At 46.5% G+C, this 19,957-nt stretch carries 18 protein-coding genes; 6 read left to right on the top strand and 12 right to left on the bottom strand.

What is annotated here, in order from left to right; genetic code table 11:
* Nucleotides 1-88: 88 nt before the first annotated feature.
* Nucleotides 89-880: a nucleotidyltransferase domain-containing protein gene (locus M3636_RS19155; protein ID WP_251383636.1), complete on the bottom strand. Its 792-nt coding sequence runs from the start codon at nucleotides 878-880 to the stop codon at nucleotides 89-91.
* A gap of 238 nt (nucleotides 881-1,118) precedes the next feature.
* On the opposite strand from M3636_RS19155, the gene M3636_RS19150 reads away from it, so the two are divergent.
* Complete coding sequence (locus tag M3636_RS19150; RefSeq protein WP_251383635.1) at nucleotides 1,119-2,474, top strand: helix-turn-helix transcriptional regulator; 1,356 nt, start codon at nucleotides 1,119-1,121, stop codon at nucleotides 2,472-2,474.
* Nucleotides 2,422-3,288, top strand: a complete 867-nt coding sequence (locus M3636_RS19145; RefSeq protein ID WP_251383634.1) for a WYL domain-containing protein — start codon at nucleotides 2,422-2,424, stop codon at nucleotides 3,286-3,288. The genes M3636_RS19150 and M3636_RS19145 overlap by 53 nt, the downstream gene beginning before the upstream one ends.
* 269 nt (nucleotides 3,289-3,557) lie before the next feature.
* Here M3636_RS19145 and M3636_RS19140 read toward each other — a convergent pair whose 3' ends face one another.
* The 6 genes from M3636_RS19140 to M3636_RS19115 form a co-directional block, all read right to left on the bottom strand.
* Nucleotides 3,558-4,052 carry an LURP-one-related/scramblase family protein gene (locus M3636_RS19140; RefSeq protein ID WP_251383633.1) on the bottom strand — a complete coding sequence of 165 codons (495 nt, stop codon included), beginning with the start codon at nucleotides 4,050-4,052 and terminating at the stop codon, nucleotides 3,558-3,560.
* A 210-nt stretch (nucleotides 4,053-4,262) separates the two neighbouring features.
* Nucleotides 4,263-5,003: a hypothetical protein gene (locus tag M3636_RS19135; protein WP_251383632.1), complete on the bottom strand. Its 741-nt coding sequence runs from the start codon at nucleotides 5,001-5,003 to the stop codon at nucleotides 4,263-4,265.
* Nucleotides 5,000-5,698, bottom strand: a complete 699-nt coding sequence (locus M3636_RS19130) for an ABC transporter ATP-binding protein (protein ID WP_251383631.1) — start codon at nucleotides 5,696-5,698, stop codon at nucleotides 5,000-5,002. Before M3636_RS19130 ends, M3636_RS19135 begins: the two co-directional genes overlap by 4 nt.
* On the bottom strand, nucleotides 5,691-6,104 hold the full coding sequence (locus M3636_RS19125; protein ID WP_251383630.1) for a GntR family transcriptional regulator: 414 nt from the start codon (nucleotides 6,102-6,104) through the stop codon (nucleotides 5,691-5,693). The genes M3636_RS19130 and M3636_RS19125 overlap by 8 nt, the downstream gene beginning before the upstream one ends.
* A 236-nt stretch (nucleotides 6,105-6,340) precedes the next feature.
* Nucleotides 6,341-7,207 carry an aldo/keto reductase gene (locus M3636_RS19120; RefSeq protein ID WP_251383629.1) on the bottom strand — a complete coding sequence of 289 codons (867 nt, stop codon included), beginning with the start codon at nucleotides 7,205-7,207 and terminating at the stop codon, nucleotides 6,341-6,343.
* Between the two features lie 38 nt (nucleotides 7,208-7,245).
* Nucleotides 7,246-7,809 (bottom strand): STM3941 family protein, encoded by a 564-nt coding sequence (locus M3636_RS19115; RefSeq protein WP_251383628.1) that lies wholly within the window; start codon nucleotides 7,807-7,809, stop codon nucleotides 7,246-7,248.
* Between the two features lie 314 nt (nucleotides 7,810-8,123).
* Here M3636_RS19115 and M3636_RS19110 point away from each other — a divergent pair, with 314 nt between their 5' ends.
* Nucleotides 8,124-10,127 carry a S9 family peptidase gene (locus M3636_RS19110; protein ID WP_251383627.1) on the top strand — a complete coding sequence of 668 codons (2,004 nt, stop codon included), beginning with the start codon at nucleotides 8,124-8,126 and terminating at the stop codon, nucleotides 10,125-10,127.
* Nucleotides 10,128-10,385: 258 nt separating this feature from the next.
* Here M3636_RS19110 and M3636_RS19105 read toward each other — a convergent pair whose 3' ends face one another.
* Nucleotides 10,386-11,072, bottom strand: a complete 687-nt coding sequence (locus tag M3636_RS19105; RefSeq protein WP_251383626.1) for a stalk domain-containing protein — start codon at nucleotides 11,070-11,072, stop codon at nucleotides 10,386-10,388.
* Between the two features lie 411 nt (nucleotides 11,073-11,483).
* On the opposite strand from M3636_RS19105, the gene M3636_RS19100 reads away from it, so the two are divergent.
* Nucleotides 11,484-12,677, top strand: coding sequence for a MalY/PatB family protein (locus M3636_RS19100; protein WP_251383625.1), 1,194 nt, complete (start codon nucleotides 11,484-11,486; stop codon nucleotides 12,675-12,677).
* Nucleotides 12,678-12,824: 147 nt separating this feature from the next.
* Here the strand turns inward: M3636_RS19100 and M3636_RS19095 are convergent, their stop codons facing one another.
* The 4 genes from M3636_RS19095 to M3636_RS19080 all read right to left on the bottom strand — a co-directional run bounded on the left by M3636_RS19095 (nucleotide 12,825) and on the right by M3636_RS19080 (nucleotide 17,757).
* Entirely contained in the window at nucleotides 12,825-13,979 is a 1,155-nt protein-coding gene (locus M3636_RS19095; protein ID WP_251383624.1) for a hypothetical protein, read from the bottom strand.
* 491 nt (nucleotides 13,980-14,470) lie between these two features.
* Nucleotides 14,471-16,498 (bottom strand): hypothetical protein, encoded by a 2,028-nt coding sequence (locus tag M3636_RS19090; RefSeq protein WP_251383623.1) that lies wholly within the window; start codon nucleotides 16,496-16,498, stop codon nucleotides 14,471-14,473.
* Nucleotides 16,473-17,375 (bottom strand): ABC transporter ATP-binding protein, encoded by a 903-nt coding sequence (locus M3636_RS19085; protein WP_251383622.1) that lies wholly within the window; start codon nucleotides 17,373-17,375, stop codon nucleotides 16,473-16,475. The genes M3636_RS19090 and M3636_RS19085 overlap by 26 nt, the downstream gene beginning before the upstream one ends.
* Complete coding sequence (locus M3636_RS19080; RefSeq protein WP_056694484.1) at nucleotides 17,368-17,757, bottom strand: GntR family transcriptional regulator; 390 nt, start codon at nucleotides 17,755-17,757, stop codon at nucleotides 17,368-17,370. Before M3636_RS19080 ends, M3636_RS19085 begins: the two co-directional genes overlap by 8 nt.
* 315 nt (nucleotides 17,758-18,072) lie before the next feature.
* On the opposite strand from M3636_RS19080, the gene M3636_RS19075 reads away from it, so the two are divergent.
* Both M3636_RS19075 and M3636_RS19070 read left to right on the top strand, forming a co-directional pair.
* On the top strand, nucleotides 18,073-18,945 hold the full coding sequence (locus M3636_RS19075) for a futalosine hydrolase (RefSeq protein WP_251383762.1): 873 nt from the start codon (nucleotides 18,073-18,075) through the stop codon (nucleotides 18,943-18,945).
* Nucleotides 18,942-19,784, top strand: coding sequence for a 1,4-dihydroxy-6-naphtoate synthase (locus M3636_RS19070; protein WP_128100565.1), 843 nt, complete (start codon nucleotides 18,942-18,944; stop codon nucleotides 19,782-19,784). The genes M3636_RS19075 and M3636_RS19070 overlap by 4 nt, the downstream gene beginning before the upstream one ends.
* The last annotated feature ends 173 nt before the right edge of the window (nucleotides 19,785-19,957 follow it).

The raw sequence follows: 19,957 nt of genomic DNA, 5'->3' as shown, positions 1-19,957 counted from the left end.
GTTGCTTCCTCCTTCACTAATCCGTTCTATAAGTGTGTGTTCATAAAGAGGTTCTACATAAAGTCGGTTTTCTGGCTCTCTAATCTATTCACCATACTTCTTGCAGTGCCAAACGGAAGATACGATCTAGTTCCTGAATCTGGACGGCATCCTCTCTTGCCATCTGCGAGGCTGTCTGTTCGTAGTGCTCGATCTGTTCTGTCAAAAATGCTTGAATTGCAGGCAACTGAGGCTCCATATCAAGCTCATCTCCTGCCTTTTTACGGCGCAGCAGTTCATGGATCTCTATAGATAAAGGATCTGACGCAGGAATTAGCTCTTCAACTAATCGTTCAAATTCCATTGGCGGCATTGTCCCACATCGTTCAATCCAGCCACAGGCAAGCAGCGGACGCAGGACATAGAAATACTTCTTAATCTTCACCTGATGCCCCTGCAAGTAATCCCGGAAATTTCCTTTTGCCATGTTCAGATAGTGATACATACAAGATTTAGGCGAGAACGTTAGTGGCGACTGTGCACGAATCTGTCCTGCTATACTCGACTTCTCCAAGTACTGGATCGGTGATTGCAGCCACTCCAGGAGCGGGGGATTCGATTTACGGAATAACTTCAGCGCCTTACGCAAATCCCAGCCGTTAATATCAAGCTGATCATTGATTGGACGTTCAATCACATCTCGTCCCTCTTCAATGGAGAGATACCATTCCAGCGGTCTTACATAGATAAAGCGCACATCATAATCACTATCCTGTGAGGGGAAACCCCAGGCACGACTGCCTGACTCGCAAGCATAAAGGATCTGAACCTGCTCTTCCCGCTCAATCTGCCCCAATTGCTGATGAATCATAGATCGCATTTCTTCACTAATTACGTTCATTGCCTTTTCCCTCCTTTGGCGAATACGCTGTATAGCTGATACGATGTATAGCTCCCGATTCACCACGGGTTTGTTATCCTATCTGCTATCGTGTCATTGTCTGGTCAAACCTATGGTTTGATTATGCCTCTTTCTGGACGTCAGGAACATGGTGAAAGTATGGCGACAGACACATCTAAAATGAAAGCTGCCTATGTTCCTGTTACAATAAGAAGTAGGCCAACAAGGAGTGAGTATCATGGCAAAAGAGAGCTTTGACAAAGAAATTCAGTTTCTTCGTATGTTATCCCTAACAAGTGGTGCATATAATCGTAAACAATATGCCGAGCGGCTTGGCATTTCCATACATACCTTCGATAAGACGACACGGCGATTAAGAGAGATTATGCAGACTGTCTCAGAACAACGCACAGTTTCAGAGCCCGGCAAAGAAATGAATGACCTGGCTCGCTTCCAATATGGTGAGTCGGCAGAGCCTATGCTGCTCTTCCTATTTCGCGCCAAGTCGATGAAAGAGACGGAGGTTAAGCGGCTTGTCCTTCTTTTACATGCGCTTCAGCAAACACCCCTTACCGCTATGGAACTGCTGGATGCCTGCTGTGAAGACCTGCCTGAGGATATGGCATTGCCTGATGAGAAAACGATTCGTTCGGATCTCAAATATCTGGAGGAGGTTGGCGTTATCCGTAAGGAACCTGGCGGCAGGCCCTACCGATATCTTCTGCAACAGGATGTCCTGACTGAGCTCACGGCTGAGGAACAACTGGAACTATATGATTTTGTAGATATTATGGCGAACACTCAAGTTCCTTCTGTTCAAGGATATTTACTGCGGGATAGTCTCAAAAAGGCGATTGCCCTAAGTTATCCGCAAGAAGAAGCTACCGAGCCTTTCATCTATAAATACCATTACTACTCACGTATCTTGGACGAAGCGCATTTATACCCATTGCTTGGTGCAATTCGGCAGCGGAAATGGGTTCAGTTTATCTATTACTCCCCTAAGAAGCCATCCAGCTACAGCTCGCAGAATACGAATCCATTATTTGAACGGGAAGCTGAGGGACGTCTGAACCGCATCCTTCCCCTGGAGGTCGTCTATGACCATCAATATGGACGTTGGTATGTTGTCGGATATCAAGGACGTCGTGGTTTTGTGAAATTTCGAATGGAGGGCATTACCCAGATCGAAGAGCAAGACGCGGCGAATGAATCATACATGGATCAATTGAAAAAACAATGGGCGAATCTTAGCCGTTACAGCTGGCTGGTGGATACCGGAAATACTGTTACTGTGCAAGCACGATTCTTCCACCCCGCCGATGGTCAGCGCAACTTCATATTGGATCGTGTGAAGCTACAAGGGCAATGGGGTACGATCACGCCTGAAAGTAATGATACTTTCCTCTATGAGATTCGTGTGAACGGTACAACTGAGATCAAACCATGGCTGCGGAGTTTTGGCTCTAGCTGTGAAGTGCTTGCTCCCCGCAGGCTACGCCAAGAGATGATTAAGGAATGGAAGGAGATTGCTCAGTACTATGAACCTGTTCGAGAAGATGTTCAACTACCAGATCATGACGAGACTGAATGAAACGGGGCTATTCACCTGGACATCGCAAGAGCGCGCTTGGCTGCGGTTGATGTTGAAGCATCCGGCAGCGTTCGAGGCGTTACGTCCATCGACCCTCAAGAAACTGCAGGAGATGTTGGAACCAGAGCAGGAGCTGAACCTTCAGGACGACCTGACGGAAAAAGCCAAAAGTGTAGAGAATAGCGTCTCCCATCCACTTCTCCAAACCTTAAGGCAGATGATATTACATCATCAGGGGTTTCGCTTAACTGGACGTGTCCGCAATGGACGAATCAGCAATGACCAATTTGGGTTTCCGTATAAGCTGGAATACTCTATGGTCAAAAAAGAATGGTATGTACTCTGGTATGCCCCGCGCTTTCATAAGCTCATGGCAACCAAGCTTCACAGTATCATTGCCGTAGAAGCCGAACCCATTGAAGCAGCTCTCGCTTCCAAGTACGCACAAAAGATTACCACATTAACTGAACACCGAAAGACAACTGTGACCATTGAAGTGTTGCCTGAATATAATCAGGAGCTGTCGCGGATCTTGTACGCATTCTCCTGCTTCGAGAAGCAGGTCGACTATGATGAAGGCGAACAAACCTATCGGATTATACTCACGATTCCACGGGGAGAAATGGATTATGTTCTATCCAAGATGCGCTTTCTGGGGAAAAGAGTTCGGATCACCGACAATGCATCGCTCCGCAAGCGTATGGCGGAGACGGCCTCTAAGGTGCTAGCGCGTTATGCGGAATCTGATGCCGAGGGTGAATCAGATTCTCAGCGCACCCAGTATGATGAAGGGAATACTACAGGCATTTCTTAAGTCGAGGTAATGATATGACATTCTCAGCACAAAAAGCTCACTTTAGAAGCCTACGTAAGCTATAATCCATAAGGAAAATGCTCTAATTTTGTGATTGAACGCTTGATATATACGTCCCTGCAACAACAAGCCTGGACACTTCGTCCAGGCTTGTTGTACGATACATCGCCCATGCGCTTATAGGTGAAACATGATATGCGATGTTTAGTTTTGGATAGTTGGTGTTACGCATTATTCAATAGACATCATGCGATACCAGCTTTATTTTCCTACGTACTACTCGCAGCCGAATTCCGTCGCTTATTAATCGCATGTACACCCATCACCACAGCGATCAGCTCATACGAATCGAGCTGTTCTGACTCATTGTGAAGCACAAAGGCGCCTGAGCTGAACCACCCGCTTGTTCGTCTGAAGTTGGCCACTGTTCTGCCACCCATACCGGTGATATCATACTCCTGTGAAAAAGCCGGTGCGGACACTTCATATACACCACGAGGCCCAGCATCATATTCATACTTTTTACTGAAGAAGCTAAGTCTTGCCCTGAGTACACCCCAATGATTCCCATCCGCAGAAGTTACATCCCATCGGTTCGTTAACATCCGGAACTTGCCGCTGCAGATTAAGCCTGACGGGGCAAATACATCGATCGATGATCCAAAGGCACTTTTTAGATCTAAATGCCCTACCTGTTCTTGGTCATGACTCACAATCTCCGTATAACCAGCATTGAAAAAATTATCTCTGAAGTACAGTTCCATAGAAATCCCTCCTTCTTGCAAGCCTATACCTTATCTCCCAATATAACGTAATTAATCGATTTACGTTATAGGCGTTGTTCAAAAAGTCCTCTTCTGATTACGAAGGACAATTTATAAAAGAGGCAGAGGCGGCTTCAAATTAAAAATGTTCTGTCTGCTCTAGGAGCAACGACAGAACATTATCTATTACATATCACATGTTACTTATGACTATACTTCAACTTTTTTATTATTCAGATACACCGTTAAGGCCACACATCCAATAGCTACAATCACTTCAAAAATCGTACTTCCCCACATCGTATTACCCCATACAGGTCCATTAGAGGTGAACGTTATTCCAGTGCTTTCCTCCGTTAAGTTAAATATTTGCAGTGGGCTAACTACACCTTGAAAAATAACATTCTCAACCCAGCTAAGGACTGAGGTAATGATGAAATAAGCAACAAGCCCAATCCATGGTCCCGATATCCAGCGGAAGCTGCCTGCAATCGAGATGCAGAGAAAAATGATGACTGACATAAACAAGATCACCCAAAGACCGAGTAGAATAACGGCCACAATACTTGAAAAGTCCATTCCACTCATGTTGATAAAGTACATGATATCAATTGTTGAGTTTAACGAATCATAGATCAAAAGGTGAATCGTACCAATCAACGCCAACACCAACCCACAGATCGCCCCAAAGAGCAGTGGGGATAACACATGGGACAACCCCGAAACAGGAACGAGACGACGATTATAGGCACGAATGTTAGCCCAATACGTTTTGATCATTTTGACAAAGGTTGCTATACCTACCGCTGTATATGAGACAATCGCGAGAATGACTTCTCCACCGTACGGTAAAAATGGCGCTACTGCAATCTGCAGAATAATCAGAGTCACTAGACTAGCTAATAAGGTATTCCAGTTCCTTTTAAAGTCATATTTCAGTAATGTCATCATTCGGCATAGACCTCCTTGAACATCTCATCCACACTTTTTCCATTTTGCAGACGCAGCGTTTCAACTTCTTCCCGCAGTACCATTTGGCCTTCTCGAATAAAGATGACTTCGTCAAAGATCCGTTCAATATCGTTTAATAGGTGCGTTGAAATAATAAGGCTGCTGTCTTCATCATAGAATTTCACGATGGCATCCAAAATTTTGCCGCGAGCGACAGGATCAACTCCCCCAATCGGTTCATCTAGTAGATATAGACGAGCCTTACGTGACAGAGCCAGTGTTAGCTGTAGTCTTTCGTTCATGCCTTTTGAGAGATGTTTAACACGCTCCCCCTCTGCGAGCTTCATAAAATCAAGCATTTCCCGCGCCTTTTCTTGATCAAAATCAGTGTAGAAATCACGGTAATAAGCAATCGCATCACGCACCTTCATCCAGCTCTCCGTTAATGGCTTATCTGGCATAAAAGATACAAGTGACTTCGTCTCCAGTCCAACTGGCTTTCCTGCGACCTGAATGGAACCATTGCTAGGATACAACAATCCTGCAACCAACTTCATCAAGGTGCTCTTGCCACTACCGTTGCTGCCGAGCAATCCAACAATTCGACCTGGTGCAATCTCAAGTGTAACATCTTGCAAAGCCTTCTTTTTGCCATAAAACTTACTGACCTGGTTCAACTCTAATATGTTATTCATGCTGCGTTCCTCCCTTCCCAGCCGGATTATTCTGTTGCGATTGTCCTTCGGCAACGGCATCTGCCACAATTGAGACAATGTCCTGCTCCTCAATACCGAGTTCTTGCATACCTGTCAGGAAGCGCTCCAGTAATTCTCCAGCCATTTCTTTTTTGATCGTCATAATCTTCGACTCCTCACTTGTCACATATCTTCCAAGCCCACGTCTCGTTTCCACCACTTCTTCTCGTTCCAGCTCTTGGAACGTACGTTGTACCGTATTGGGATTGATCTGTAATTCAGCCGCTAGTTCCCGTACCGAAGGAATCTTATCTCCAGCTTGGAGTGTACCGGTCACAATCTGCTTCTTGATGTACTGCATGATCTGTATATAGATTGGTAAGTTATTATCAAATTCCATGCTCACAAAGCTCTCGCTCCTCTCTGTATCGGTGTGTTAGTTACATAGTACACTAGTGATCCAGTGTTGTAAAGCCTATATTTTAAGTCGTAATGATTAGGGGAAAAACAAAAAAGAGCAGATCTATACGATCGGCTCTTCCTGTAACTAGGCTATTCTTAGCTAATTCTTCATATGTCTAGCTATACCCGGCGCATAATGACAGCTATCTCAAACTCGGGCTAACAAACCAAAAATTAAATTTATACTATGTCCAAAGGGACCTTCCGTTGCGGTGCAGGGAACACCTCATTCAGCCGCGCCTCTTCCTCTGGGGTCAAAACAAGATGCATCGCAGCGGCATTATCCGCCACATGCTCTAGCTGGACTGCTTTGGGTATCGCAATAACATCCCCTTCACGGATAACCCAAGATAATGCAATCTGGGAAGTTGTCACATTTCGTGCTTCTGCAATCTCTTGGATGACTGGATGTTCAAGTAATTCTTTACGCAGTCTGCCCCCTTGTGCGAGAGGACAATACGCCATCACAGGAACATGCCGTTCTCGTAACCAAGGCAATAGATCATATTCAATACCTCGTGATGCAGCATGGTACAGCACTTGATTCACGGCACAATGCTTACCGCCCGGTAGGTTCCATAATTCCTGCATATCGTCTGTATCCAGATTAGATACACCCCAGCGCAGAATCTTGCCAGCTTGCTTCAGTTGCTCCATAGCTTCGACGGTCTCTTCAAGTGGAACCCTTCCTCTCCAATGCAGCAAATAAAGATCTATCCGATCTGTACCTAGACGCTGGAGGCTGTTCTCGCAAGCTGTAATCATCTGCTGCCGGTCTGCATGATGTGGATACACTTTCGACACCAGGAATACATCATCACGACAACCTTCGATTGCTTCACCCGTCACCTCTTCTGCCCCGCCTTCTGCATACATCTCTGCGGTATCAATAAGGGTCATGCCAAGTTCAATTCCATCTCGCAAGGCTCTAACTTCCTTCGTCCGGCTCGAATCCTTTTCACCCATATACCATGTGCCTTGACCAATTGCGGGCAAGGTTGTTCCATCTGGCAGTTGAACTGTACGAGCGATCTGATCCTGAGTCATTCGTATTACCTCCCATCAGATTTCATTGTGGATGTTATTTATACTTGTTCAGGCGGTCGTTGGTTAGCAACGGACGAATTGGCCCGTTTCCAGCGTCCCACCATCATCACATATAATTGATCTAACGGTAATGTGAGACTACTCTGAGCTATGCTTATCGTGGCATCCACCATATTTGTATTCACGGTCATTAGTTTGCGTTTGATACCCATCTGGCGATCTAGAAAGGCCTTCTCATCCCGAAGCTTAACACCGATCATCGGTTGTCCCATAAGCTCATACATAAAAATATTTTCTACATCTACCCAAGCAATGGATCCGCCTGAAGTATAAGAGGAAGAATCAACAAAGCCCTTCTCATCCACCACAAATGAAGGCTCTTTCTTAATCATTTTCATCAGAATGTAGCAGAGACAACAGCCAAAAAACAAAATAGAAACGATACCAACCACACATGAAATCGTAGAAGCACCAGAATCCTTAGAATCATCAAGAATTAAGAATAAACCCGCTGCAATGAATATTGCTGACCCAGCTGTAAGCCATGCTAGGCGTTTACGACTAGGGTATTCTACGTGTTGTTGTTCATAGGATGTGGACAATGTGGCCTTCCCCCTTCATTGCGACAAAAAAATAGTTGGTCTCATATTAAATTATTTATATTAAGTGGCATAAATAGCATTGTTAATTAAACGTATTCATGTCTGTCTAAACGGAAAAACAGGACTTTATTTGTCAATTTCGTGACTATTCAACAGTAGAATTCGTCACAATTCAGACAATTCCTTTATACCGTCGAATAATAGGAAAAAAGTGAACTTCAATGGCTTATGGACATTGTCCTGCTCTACTGTTTCCGTTAATATAAATGGAAAGGTTAGGAAAATACATTCAAATTAGGGTGGGAGGACATAGAATGAATAGTTTACGTGGCATTACTTCGGAAGACCTGTTCCAGATCACATGGGTCAACGATCCAACACCATCTCCTCAAGGCAGACAACTGGTGTATGTGAGTCGAAATACGAATGACAGCCGAGATGGTTATGCATCCCACCTGAGACTTTTGGATCTCGTGAGCCACCAAGATCGTCCCTTTACTTCAGGGGAGAAGGATCACTCTCCTGCTTGGTCGCCGGATGGATCACAGCTTGCCTTTTTACGGGAAAAGGATGGAAAAACCCAAGTTTGGCTCATTGCATCCGACGGTGGAGAGGCTAGAATGGCAAGTCATCTCAAGCATGGGGTTAGCTCAATGCTCTGGTCACCAGACGGACAAGCCTTGCTCGTTAAATCCGCTGTAGATGAGCCAGCGAAGGATGATAAGACTGAGGAGGATTCCTCAGAAAACAAATTACTGCAAGAGCATATTGTGGATCGTATTCGGATGAAGTCAGATCAAGGTGGATTATGGAACGGCAGACGCAGTCATCTATTCTATATCCCGCTTGAAGGCGGAGAGGCTACGCAAGTAACCTCAGGCCACTACGATGTTGGAGAGTATGCATGGTCACCAGATGGAACAAACATCGCTTGGATTACCCAGATGCCAGAAGAAGGCGAAGATCATAACGATTACAGTCTAACCAACCATGTATATCGTGCGAAGCCTGACGGAACAGCCATCGAGCAGCTTACGCCGGAAGGATATTCATTCTACCGCCTTACGTATGCACCGGATGGACAATCTATTGCTCTACTCGCCAGTGACCGTTCCTATCACAATGCTACGCTTATCAAATTATATTCACTCCCCCACGTGGGCGGTGAGCTAAAGTGTCTTAATTCAGATTGGGATGTGCAGTGTAGCCATAGTCTCGTTGGAGATATGCGCTCCCATTTAACTCCTACGGGACCTGTATTTAGCCGTGATGGTTCGTCAATCCTTTGCCTAGTAACAATCGAAGGTAGTGTTCGCATTGCCAAATTTGCAAGAGACGGCGGCGAGTCACGCTATATTTTACCGGCCGAAAAAGAATTCTATCAATTTGCTGAACTTGCAGATGGACAGATTGTTGCAGCCGTGGCTGATGTGTTGAATCCGGGAGATCTCTTTCTCTATCCTGAACCAGATGACATTGAAGCCCAGCCTATTCAACTGACACATAGCAACCCACAGTTGACCGAGCAGATCCAACTCAGTTCGCCAGAGACATTCTGGTTTGACTCCTCGGATGGACTTCGGCTACAAGGATGGATTATTAAACCACAGGGAGTGGTCGATGGGGTCAAAATCCCAACGATTCTTGAAATCCATGGTGGACCACATATGATGTACGGCTTTACCTTTATGCATGAATTCCAGATCCTTGCCGCACAAGGGTATGCCGTATTGTATCTTAACCCACGTGGTGGTCTGGGATACGGGCAACAGTTCGTGAATGCCTGCCGCGGAGATTATGGTGGCGGTGATTACCGCGATCTGATGGAAGCTGTCGATTATGCCCTTGGGCAATATGACTTTATCGACGAGACTCGCCTAGGTGTTACCGGTGGCAGTTATGGTGGCTTCATGACCAACTGGATTGTTGGGCATACCGACCGATTCAAGGCAGCCGTCACACAACGCTCCATATCCAACTGGCTCTCTTTCTACGGCGTCAGCGACATCGGATATTTCTTCACAGAGGATCAGATTGGCGGAAATGCTTGGGATGATACAGAGAAATTATGGAAGCACTCTCCACTAGCCTATGTAGGCAATGTAACAACTCCACTGCTGATTCTGCATGGAGAGCAGGATTTACGATGCCCGATAGAACAAGCTGAACAATTATATATTGCCTTGAAGCGACGTCGACAGACGACACGTCTCGTTCGTTTCCCGGGTGCTAATCATGAATTGTCCAGAGGAGGACATCCACATCTGAGAGTCCGCCGGCTTGAGCATATTGCGGGTTGGTTTAACGAGCACCTCTAAATCGTAAGTTCGGAACCGAGCAACGAGTGATGCTACCTGTAAAAAATACCCTCACCAAAAAACCACGTGAAGTCATCTGTGTGATGACCTCCACGTGGTTTTTCGATGTTGGGAGGAAGGCTCGTTTATGGAATATACTTTAGTTGCTCCGTTTCAAACGTCACCTTAACTTAATCCAAGCTAAAGTCTAAGCCTACTCTAATGTTCCTCCGACACACCTCATCTGTCTAGACTGCTTCGAACGATTCTCTACTTCCTCTACTCTTCTCCCCACACTACCGTTACCTCGTTATCCCCCTCGTTAATGTTGGAGGGTGATCCTGAGATCGATACAGCAAATTTTCCATCCGCACGTCCCACGATACTGAAGTCATCAGCACCTAAGTCTTGGACGTTCTGCGTAAGATTTTGGTTCTGATAGTAGTCCCGATATGATGCTCCAAGGACAGTTAGTGTCTCTTTTGTGCTATAGGTCAGACTGACCTTCTTCTTACCATCCATCACGTTCTCCACAAGGGAGATGGTCTTCGCATCTTTAGGCAATGGGAAATCAGCCGGCAGATATTTGGATTTCACACCTTGAGCCTGTGTATTTGTCCCTGTTGACGGAGCTGTTGTTCCACTGTTTCCTGTTGTTGGCGCACCAGATGAACTAGTTGAACCAATACTTACTTTGTTGTTCTGTGAATCATACTTAACTTCTGTGTTCAATGCCTCTGCTATAGAGCGTACCGGTAGGTATGTACTGCCTTGATAAGTAATTGGAGCCAGCTTCTTTCCCTGCTCTCCTGTCGGTGTAAACTTCTGCCCATTTACCTCAATGGCCAAGCCATGGTTCAGGTATGCTTTGATCGTTTCTAATTGAGTACCTGCATACACTCCCGCTGAACCAGTGAGTACCATACCAAGTACCCCTGCTGTAACGATCCATTTTTTACTTTTCATCCTGTGAAACCTCCTCAATGATTATATTGATGCCATTACCAATTACATAGCGTTGGTTGATGCCAATACGTTGTTAAACCAAAGAATGGAATCATAATACCATCTGATGACAGCTTTTGAACCCAATTATCATTAAAACAGGTCTCCGGGAGTACTAAAATAGTCTTTTCTAACAATATATACTCCCCTCAATAGACAAACATGTACCATGATAAAAGTCCCGAATTAGCAACTATACCCATGGTCATACTAATTACACTGTGTGTCTTTCTTGCGCGGAGTAACGCTAATGTCCTACTATGTTTACCCACTAACAGAAGTATGGGTTCAAGTTGCAGAAATACTAATTCTATTAGATAATAGTCTGTCGAATGTGGTCGAACTGAACGGAACTTAAAGGGGGAACATGTAATGAAAAAATATAGCTTTGATGAATCAATTCATCGCCTGGACACAGGGTCGGAAAAGTGGGACGCACTAGAGGAGGTTTTCGGTGTTACGGAGGCACTGCCGATGTGGGTAGCCGATATGGATTTTACTGCCCCGCCATCGGTAATTCAGGCGCTGCAATCCCGTGTGGAACACGGCGTCTTCGGTTATACGGTACGTACGGATTCATATCATGAGGCCGTGATCGGATGGATGGAGCACAGACATAACTGGAGCATCCAGAAGGAATGGATTGTGTTCACCCCCGGCATCGTGCCAGCGTTAAGTATTGCGGTACAGCGATTCACCGCACCAGGTGATGCAGTCGTTATTCAAACGCCGGTATATGCTCCTTTCTATGAAGTCGTACGTGGACAAGGCCGAGAGCTCATGACTAATCCACTCAAAGGAACGAATGGTCACTATACGATGGATCTAGAACATCTCGAATCTTGCTTCCAGACAGGTCGGGTCAAAATGCTAATTTTATGTAGCCCTCATAATCCATTAGGAACGGTATGGAGTCGCCATGAGTTGGAAAAGCTCGCTGCTCTATGTGTTAGATATGATGTACTGATCGTTTCCGATGAGATCCATGCCGATCTGATACATCAGCCAGGTGCTCACACACCATTGTCTATGATTTCGGACGCGATTGCTCAGCAAAGCATCATTTGCACGGCACCAAGCAAAACCTTCAATATTCCGGGGCTCTGCACATCCAATATTATTATTCCAAATGCCAAGCTGAGAGAATCATTTATGCAGGGTGTCAAAATTATGGGACTGTCCAACATCAGTACGTTAGGCGCAACTGCTGCCGAAGCAGCATACAGAGGTGGCGCAGACTGGTTGGATGAATGCCTCGCGTATGTCCGCGGAAATATGGAATATGTACAGCAATATGCAGCAGAGCATATCCCTCAACTTGGGGTATATTTGCCAGACGCAACGTATCTGTTATGGCTTGATTTCAGCAAACTGAACATTACGCAAGAAGAGCTGAGCAGTGCTCTACTGAACGAAGCGAAGATTGCCCTTAACGATGGTATTTTCTTCGGTACGGAAGGCACTGGATTTATGCGAATGAACGTTGCGTGTCCACGCGCTACGGTTGAAGAAGCGATGCGCAGATTGTCAGCTTGGATCAATTCACTTAGCCAAGTGTCGGTATAAGTTTGTAATTCGGACTTGTATTTATTGAAGTGAATCATCTTAGGATAACTGAGGATCTAAATGAACTTTAATTATAGCCATCCTCTCTCTGCTTGCGGAGAAGAAGATGGCTATTTTGTTTTTCATCTCAACTCCATCTGATGATGCCTACTTCCTCTTCGCCAATTCTTGATTAACTTTAGTGTAGTGATTGCTGACTTTCTGCTCCAACGTGTATACTTGCTGTTTCGTACTTGTCCACTTCTCTGTCGCCGAGACGAGTTGATTCAATGAACTTAGCACACGTGAAGGTTGGGTTTGCTTAAGACTCTGCTTGAATTGTTTCAGTGCATTTGAGTAACGTTCTTTTGTTAGCGAAACTTGTTTTTTGGCTGTTTGAATTTGCCTTTTTACGGAATCAGCACCTGATAACATACTACGCAAACGTTTGATTTCTGTGTTTTTCCGTTTACGTGCTTCAGCAAGCTCGCTTTTCTTCATTCGGATCTCTTCCCTAGCCAGTTGCACAGCGGGCTTCAATGTATCTGCTTGCGCACGAACAACCGCTGTCCATTCCTTGTTCTTCGTCGCTCGGGCTGCATCCAGCTGCTTATTGACTGCGGTGTAAAGGGCAAATAACGGTTCGTATCGAGCTTGGGTACGTTCCAAAGACTGCGTTAATGACGATATCTTCTTCTCATCGGTCTGCCGGATGCTCGCCTGCAGCCGTTTGAGCTCAGCCATATTGGACGTATGGAGTGCTTTCGTTTTATGCTCCCACGTCTTCCCCTGTCCTTCCAAGCTCCCCACATTCTCATAGGCTCGCTGCAAGGATGCTTTTGTCTGGCGATCTGCTTTGTTTAATACATCGTTCCAGGCCTTCTGCGCAGTGACTCCCAGTTCAATCCCTGCCGCCTCGGTTGTTGCAGGCAAGCTGAGGTTTAGGATCAAGCTAAACACAATTACTAGTGGGACAAGTAAACGCAGGGAAGTTATACGCTTCGTCTGCGGACGACCAGCAATGCTTATATCTGCGATTGCTCCCTGTGGAAGCTTGTCCATCGTTTCACCAGGCACCTTGTCCATCGCTCGATGACTTACTCCATAACTTGCTTCATGATTTACTCCGTGCCTAGCTTTGCTCTTTAGTATTGGCCTGGGTTCGTACCTGGACTCGCCCTGTAGTTCTTGCTGTAGCTCTTGCTGTAGTTCTTGTCCTGGTTTGTATCTAACTTCCCTCTTCAGCCTTGACCTCGGTTCGTGCCTTTCTTCGTGCACTGCCTTCTCCCCCTTCGTTCTCTCCGACTTGAACCTATGCATCATCACATATGAACTCCTTTCTAGAGGTTGTTCAAAAAGTCTGCTTTTGATTACGAAGGATGCGCGAGCAGCATCTCAGCATCGAAGATGGAATTCAGCCGAAATGTCCGTTGCTCACGTAGTTTTGCCTACGCTCCGCTACTCCATTTCTATCTTCATCCCATCTTCTCGGTACTGAAAACCATCCTTTTTGAACACGCACTTCTATGTGATCTCGGCTGTATAAGTTGAATGAAAAAATATGACGTTCAACCGATATATGCCTGGTATGAAACGGCTGAAACGACAAAAAAGCACCCGCAAGATAGGCAATCTGCCTATTCCTGCGGGTGCTTCCCACTTCAGCCGTTCTCTGGGTTCGGTGAATGATACCATTCATTCTCGAACCCAACCCTTTTTCTAATATATTCCATCATTTCTGTCTGGTCAAGTCAGATTGAATGCTAATCACTAGCCTTGGGGAGAACCCTTCCCCTTCAGATCCCCGTCATTGCCTACAAATCAACGAGTATGGCTTGCATCGCTTCAGTCAAATCTTCCTCTTTTAGCATCATATAGATGTTCTCGCCACTCACCGTGTTGAGTTTGATCTGATAAACGGTGACTGCTTCCTTGGTATAAAAGCCGGTTCGTTGGCGTGCGAGGAGATCGCTAATGATTTCTTTATTTTTGGTAGCGACCTGTTTATGCCCACCTAGATTCGCATCGATATACTCTGAGTCAGCATAAATGCTTCTTCCGTTACCCACACCGTCGAACTCCTGCTTCACGAACTGTGCTGACATAATATCATCTACTGATACATTCAGCTGATCATACAACTCTTGCTGCTTCAACCACGTCAACACACGATCGTAACTAGCCTTGATTTCATAATTCCATGATGTTCGCGGAAACCTAGGGTCTAAATCTGATTCCTGATTAATCTCGGCACTAGCCCATGACTCCCAAGGTGACGTCTGTTCTTCATACGTCTGATCCAAAATATCCTGCTTCAACAGGTCTAGAAAATCACGAATATGCTGCGGATTGCTAATGTATGTTTTACGCGCTCCACTTAAGTACGACCGGATGCCAATACTCAATACGTCCTCATCCAGTTTGTACGTTCTGTATTGGACAGCTTTGTAATCCTTCATCTCCCTCAGTACCGATAATTCCTGAGCGAACTCCGATTGAGGAATCTGATATCTTCGTTTCATAACTTTGCCGTTAGCCAGCTCGTAGTTCACGAAAATATACTCACTATCATCCCATTGCATATAGTTTAAATTGCCTAATAGATCCAGATCAGAATCTACGATCTTATGATGGAGTGCAAGGATCGCATCAATGAATTCCGGATTATTCGAATAAAGCTTGCTATCATCCCTCTTCACACTAATTCCATTGTAATATTCAAACTCATCTCCACCAAGCTTAACTTGCACAACATCTTCCTTAGCAGGCACTCTTGCGGCATAACCGTTCCAGTCCGCAACAGGGACATACAGAACCAACCCTGCCACGATTCCATACAGCGCCATCTGAGGTAGAAGCTTGGCATTCCAGATTAACCAAGTCTTGCGAATCAACATCTCGGCACCAATATAACCAACGATCGCTCCCACGACATAACCGATGATTCCCCAATTTGGAGACTCTCGTGGGGCAAGACTCGTAAAGTAAGCTCCACCAATCAACACAATGGTAAACATGAATCCAAATCGGAATATCGGTTTGACCACTCTGAACGTTACTGCTTCGGTAGCCGACTCGACTTTTCTTCTCGCATAGATAACATATGCTAACGCGATAAACACTACGGTAAGTGCCGCATATATTACCAGCTCTGGCCATAGGATTGTACCTGAACCGATGGATTCCATTCGAGTAATCAATGATATATCGGTACGAACACTACCCACTTGATTATAAGGAAATCCTAATAGGTGCTGTTGTAAGTGAAGTTCATATCCTCCCCAGAACACCATCGGTAACAAAATGAGCGCATATACCGTGAGTCCTTGCAGGATCGATTGACCTATGCACATGCCCACAGCAACAGTCAACATGAACATAAACATCGAGTAGATACTCATGCTGAGTCCCCACATCCAGATCGCATCACCTGTGAAGATGTAGGCCGGTTCATCCAATACACCCCATACCCAGCCAGTAATTGCGGTTGTCAGCCAGATCGGAATGAGAATTAACATAAATCCGGTGAACAGATGAGCGGTTAATAGATGTTTACGCTTAAGCGGCAAACTATGATATACATCCGAAGATGCTCCAGATTGCATATAGCGGAATAGAAAGAGCCCTATTGCAACCGGAAATGCGAGCGCGAGCAAGAGATGCATTTGCCCATTCGTCTGGAACAAACTTGTGATCTCGTAAGGTTCTTCCCGATACTCCGTACCGATTGGCAGTGGGAGGGAGAATAACAGTACAATCAGAAACAAAATGCCTAGCCACCCATGCTGCCTGAAATTTTGGAACAGGATGCCTCGGTTAAAGTATAATCGGCTGAATGTCATACCCTGCGTCCTCCATTTCATAGATAAATATCTCTTCCAGCGTCAGTGGTAGTACGTCCAGCAGATAAGGATCTTGTGACTGAAACCGCTGTGTCACCGTCTCACGATTGCCTTTGACGATGAATAGCGACACACTGCCCCGCTTCTCTTCATGCAGAATATCGATATGTTCCTCTATCGCTTGGGCATGATCAGGATGACGAAACGCAACTTGAATTTTATGTGTATCTGCCTTCAGGTCATCCAGATCCTTCTCTACAATGATTCGGCCTTTATGCATAATAGCTACGTGGTCACACAGATCCTCGATTTCCCTGAGATTATGGGAGGAGATGATAATCGTTACCTGACGATCTGCCGCTTCTTGAAACAGCAGGTTTTTGATCTGTTGTCTCATGACAGGATCGAGGCCATCAATCGGCTCATCCATCAGCAACACTTCAGGCATACAGCTCAAGCCCAGCCATACAGCCGCTTGACGACGCATGCCTTTGGACATGCGATGGAGCTTGCGTTTCATATCGAGCTTAAATACGTTGCCCAGTTGCACGAATCGTTCCTCGTTCCATCGCGGATATACAGACCGATAGAAATTCGCCATTTGATGAATGGAAGACTGCGGGAAAAAATAAGGAGCATCTGCCATAAAAATGGTACGACCCTTCAAGTCTAAATTCTCCACGATTTCAACTCCGTCAATGCGAACCGTACCGCTGTCCTGACGATAAATGCCTGCAATCATTTTGAGCAACGACGTTTTGCCTGCTCCGTTGGAACCGAGCAACCCGTAGATTGATCCTTTATGTACCTGCATCGTGACGCCATCTACTGCTTTTTCCTGTTGAAATGTTTTGACGACCTGCTTCAGCTCAATCATTCGGCTCCCCCTTTTCTATACGGGCCATCGCTTCCTGAAATAGAATCGTCATGTCGGCTTTGGTTAAGCCTGAATACGAAGCCTCTGCAATCAGCTTCACCAGAGCTGCTCTAATCTCATCTCTCATGGCTGCATTCGGATGTTCCACGGAAGATGATACGAAGCTCCCTTTTCCCTGTAATGAGTAGATGTAACCTTCCCGTTCCAGTTCCCGGTATGCCTTCTGAATGGTGTTGGGATTCACCGTCAGTTGCGCGGACAGGGTGCGAACGGAAGGAAGCTGCTCATCTGGTTGGAGAACACCGTATACGATCATTTCTTTGATTTTGTCTACTAGTTGTTCATAGATCGCCTTACGGCTGCGCACATCCAATTCGAACATCCCGCACCTCCTTTCTGACAGAATAATGTGATATAACGATAACAAGGTGTATCAACTGTACTATCATTATTAATACAGTTAATACACCTTGTCAACACTTATTTTGACATATAATCCTAGTCACGATACGATAATATGGATGTAGTGACATATAAATTTGTTTTCAAGGATGCTTCGTTACGAGGTATGAAGAACCTCTAAGCTTGTCCTGCCCTTCACCCTTCCGTTAAGATAGACATATGACATATTCAACACTTCACAAGGGAGAAGACTTGAATGAATGAGCTTAATTCAGCATTAAACGATACAGAACATATGAATGTTCCTGCTGCATCTCGAACTCCGCGTGTATTAATTGTAACTGCCGTAGATGCGGAAAAAGAAGCTGTCCTTCGCGGACTGGGTGATAAGGCCGCGGATATGTTTGACGTGATCGCTGCGGGTGTCGGCCCAGCCTCCGCAGCGGCAGGAACGGCTGCAGCGCTCGCCTTAGCGGCCGCGTCTGCCAGCCGTTTGAAGGCGCCGGCGGTTGCCACGGCGCCTGATCTTGCTACGGCGCCGCCACCGGCTGCGGCTGCCGTAGACCCTGCTCTGGCGCAAGGTGCCACCGCGCCAGAGCAACCCGATGCGGCGCAGGCATCTGCCGCATCAACAGCGCCGGGGCTACTTGCCGGGAGCGGCCTGACCTCAGCGTACACGCTGGTGGTCAGTGCCGGCATCGGCGGCGGCTTCCCCGGCGTGGCGGACGTCGGCTCCCTCGTGGTAGCCGACGCCATGGTTGCTGCCGATCTGGGCTCGCGAGCGCCAGACGGCTTCCTCTCTGTGGACGAGCTCGGATTCGGCTCGTCCCGGGTTGCGGCGGACGCAGCGTTTGCCGTCCGCCTGCGCGATGCGCTGAAGCGGGCTGGGCACGCTGTCAGCGGAGGCACTGCGGTCACCGTGTCCACGGCGACCGGAACAGCCGAGACGGCCGCGGAGCTACTGCGCCGCGTGCCGGATGCCGCCGCCGAAGGCATGGAAGGCTTCGGCGTAGCAACGGCTGCTCAGCAGTTCGGTGTGCCTGCACTCGAACTGCGTGGCATATCTAACGCGGTCGGTCCACGCGACCGCGACGCTTGGCGCATCAAGGATGCACTAATTGCACTCCAGGCGGCAAGTTCCATTTTACGGGAGGTACTTACATCATGAAAATTGCATTTTCCCCGTGTCCCAATGACACGTTTATCTTTCACGCATGGGTGCATGGTCTAATTCCAGGAGCACCTGAGCTGGATGTTCGCTACGCCGATATCGACATTACCAATGGTCTCGCTGCGAGCCCTATTGGCCCCGAGATCCCGGATGTTATGAAAATCTCTTATGCCGCTTTGCCATATGTGCTGGATAAGTATGCGTTGCTGCCTGCAGGCGGTGCACTCGGCAGAGGTTGTGGCCCGCTTGTGTTAACGGCAAGTGGTACGACAGATCCGGCATATCTCTCAGGACGACGAGTTGCTGTACCTAGCGAACGCTCAACCGCATATATGTTATTCCGACTCTGGGCTGCACAGAACGTTCCCGGTGGTGTCGGTGAGATCGTTGTGATGCCATTTGATCAGATTATGCCTGCTGTACGCGACGGCCTCATTGATGCAGGATTGGTCATTCATGAAGCGCGCTTCACTTATCAAAACTATGATCTTAAACTAATGACCGATCTCGGCAATTGGTGGGAAGAGGATACAGGTCTGCCTATTCCACTCGGAGCGATCATCGCTCGTCGTGATCTGGACGCTCAAGCACTGGCTGGATGGGCTCGCGCCTCGGTGGAGTACGCTTGGGCACACCCGGATGAATCCAGAGCCTATGTGATGGAACATGCGCAGGAAATGGACCCTGATGTAGCTGCACAGCATATTGATCTGTATGTGAATGAGTTCAGTGCCAACCTTGGCGATGATGGATATGGTGCAATAACCGCATTGCTGGGAAGAGCGATGAAGGAAGGGCTTGTACCTGAATTCGACCTAAGTCTACTGCGGATCTAGAGAATGTCTCCAAGCTCGCTGAAGTTCATCATGAATTAAATTTATTTGACTGTGTACAGAATATCCTGTACCCACTTAGCAAAAAAGGTTCCCAATTCTCACGTCCTAACGTGGAATTGGGAACCTTTCTTTTATGCTTTATGCGAATCCATGTCCATCATACCTTTAGCTGC

It is taken from the genome of Paenibacillus sp. MER 99-2, from assembly GCF_023714095.1.
In the GTDB taxonomy this organism is placed as follows: Bacteria; Bacillota; Bacilli; order Paenibacillales; family Paenibacillaceae; genus Paenibacillus.
The sequence above is the reverse complement of the archived record's forward strand: the minus strand, read 5'-3'. Positions and strand labels throughout refer to the sequence as shown.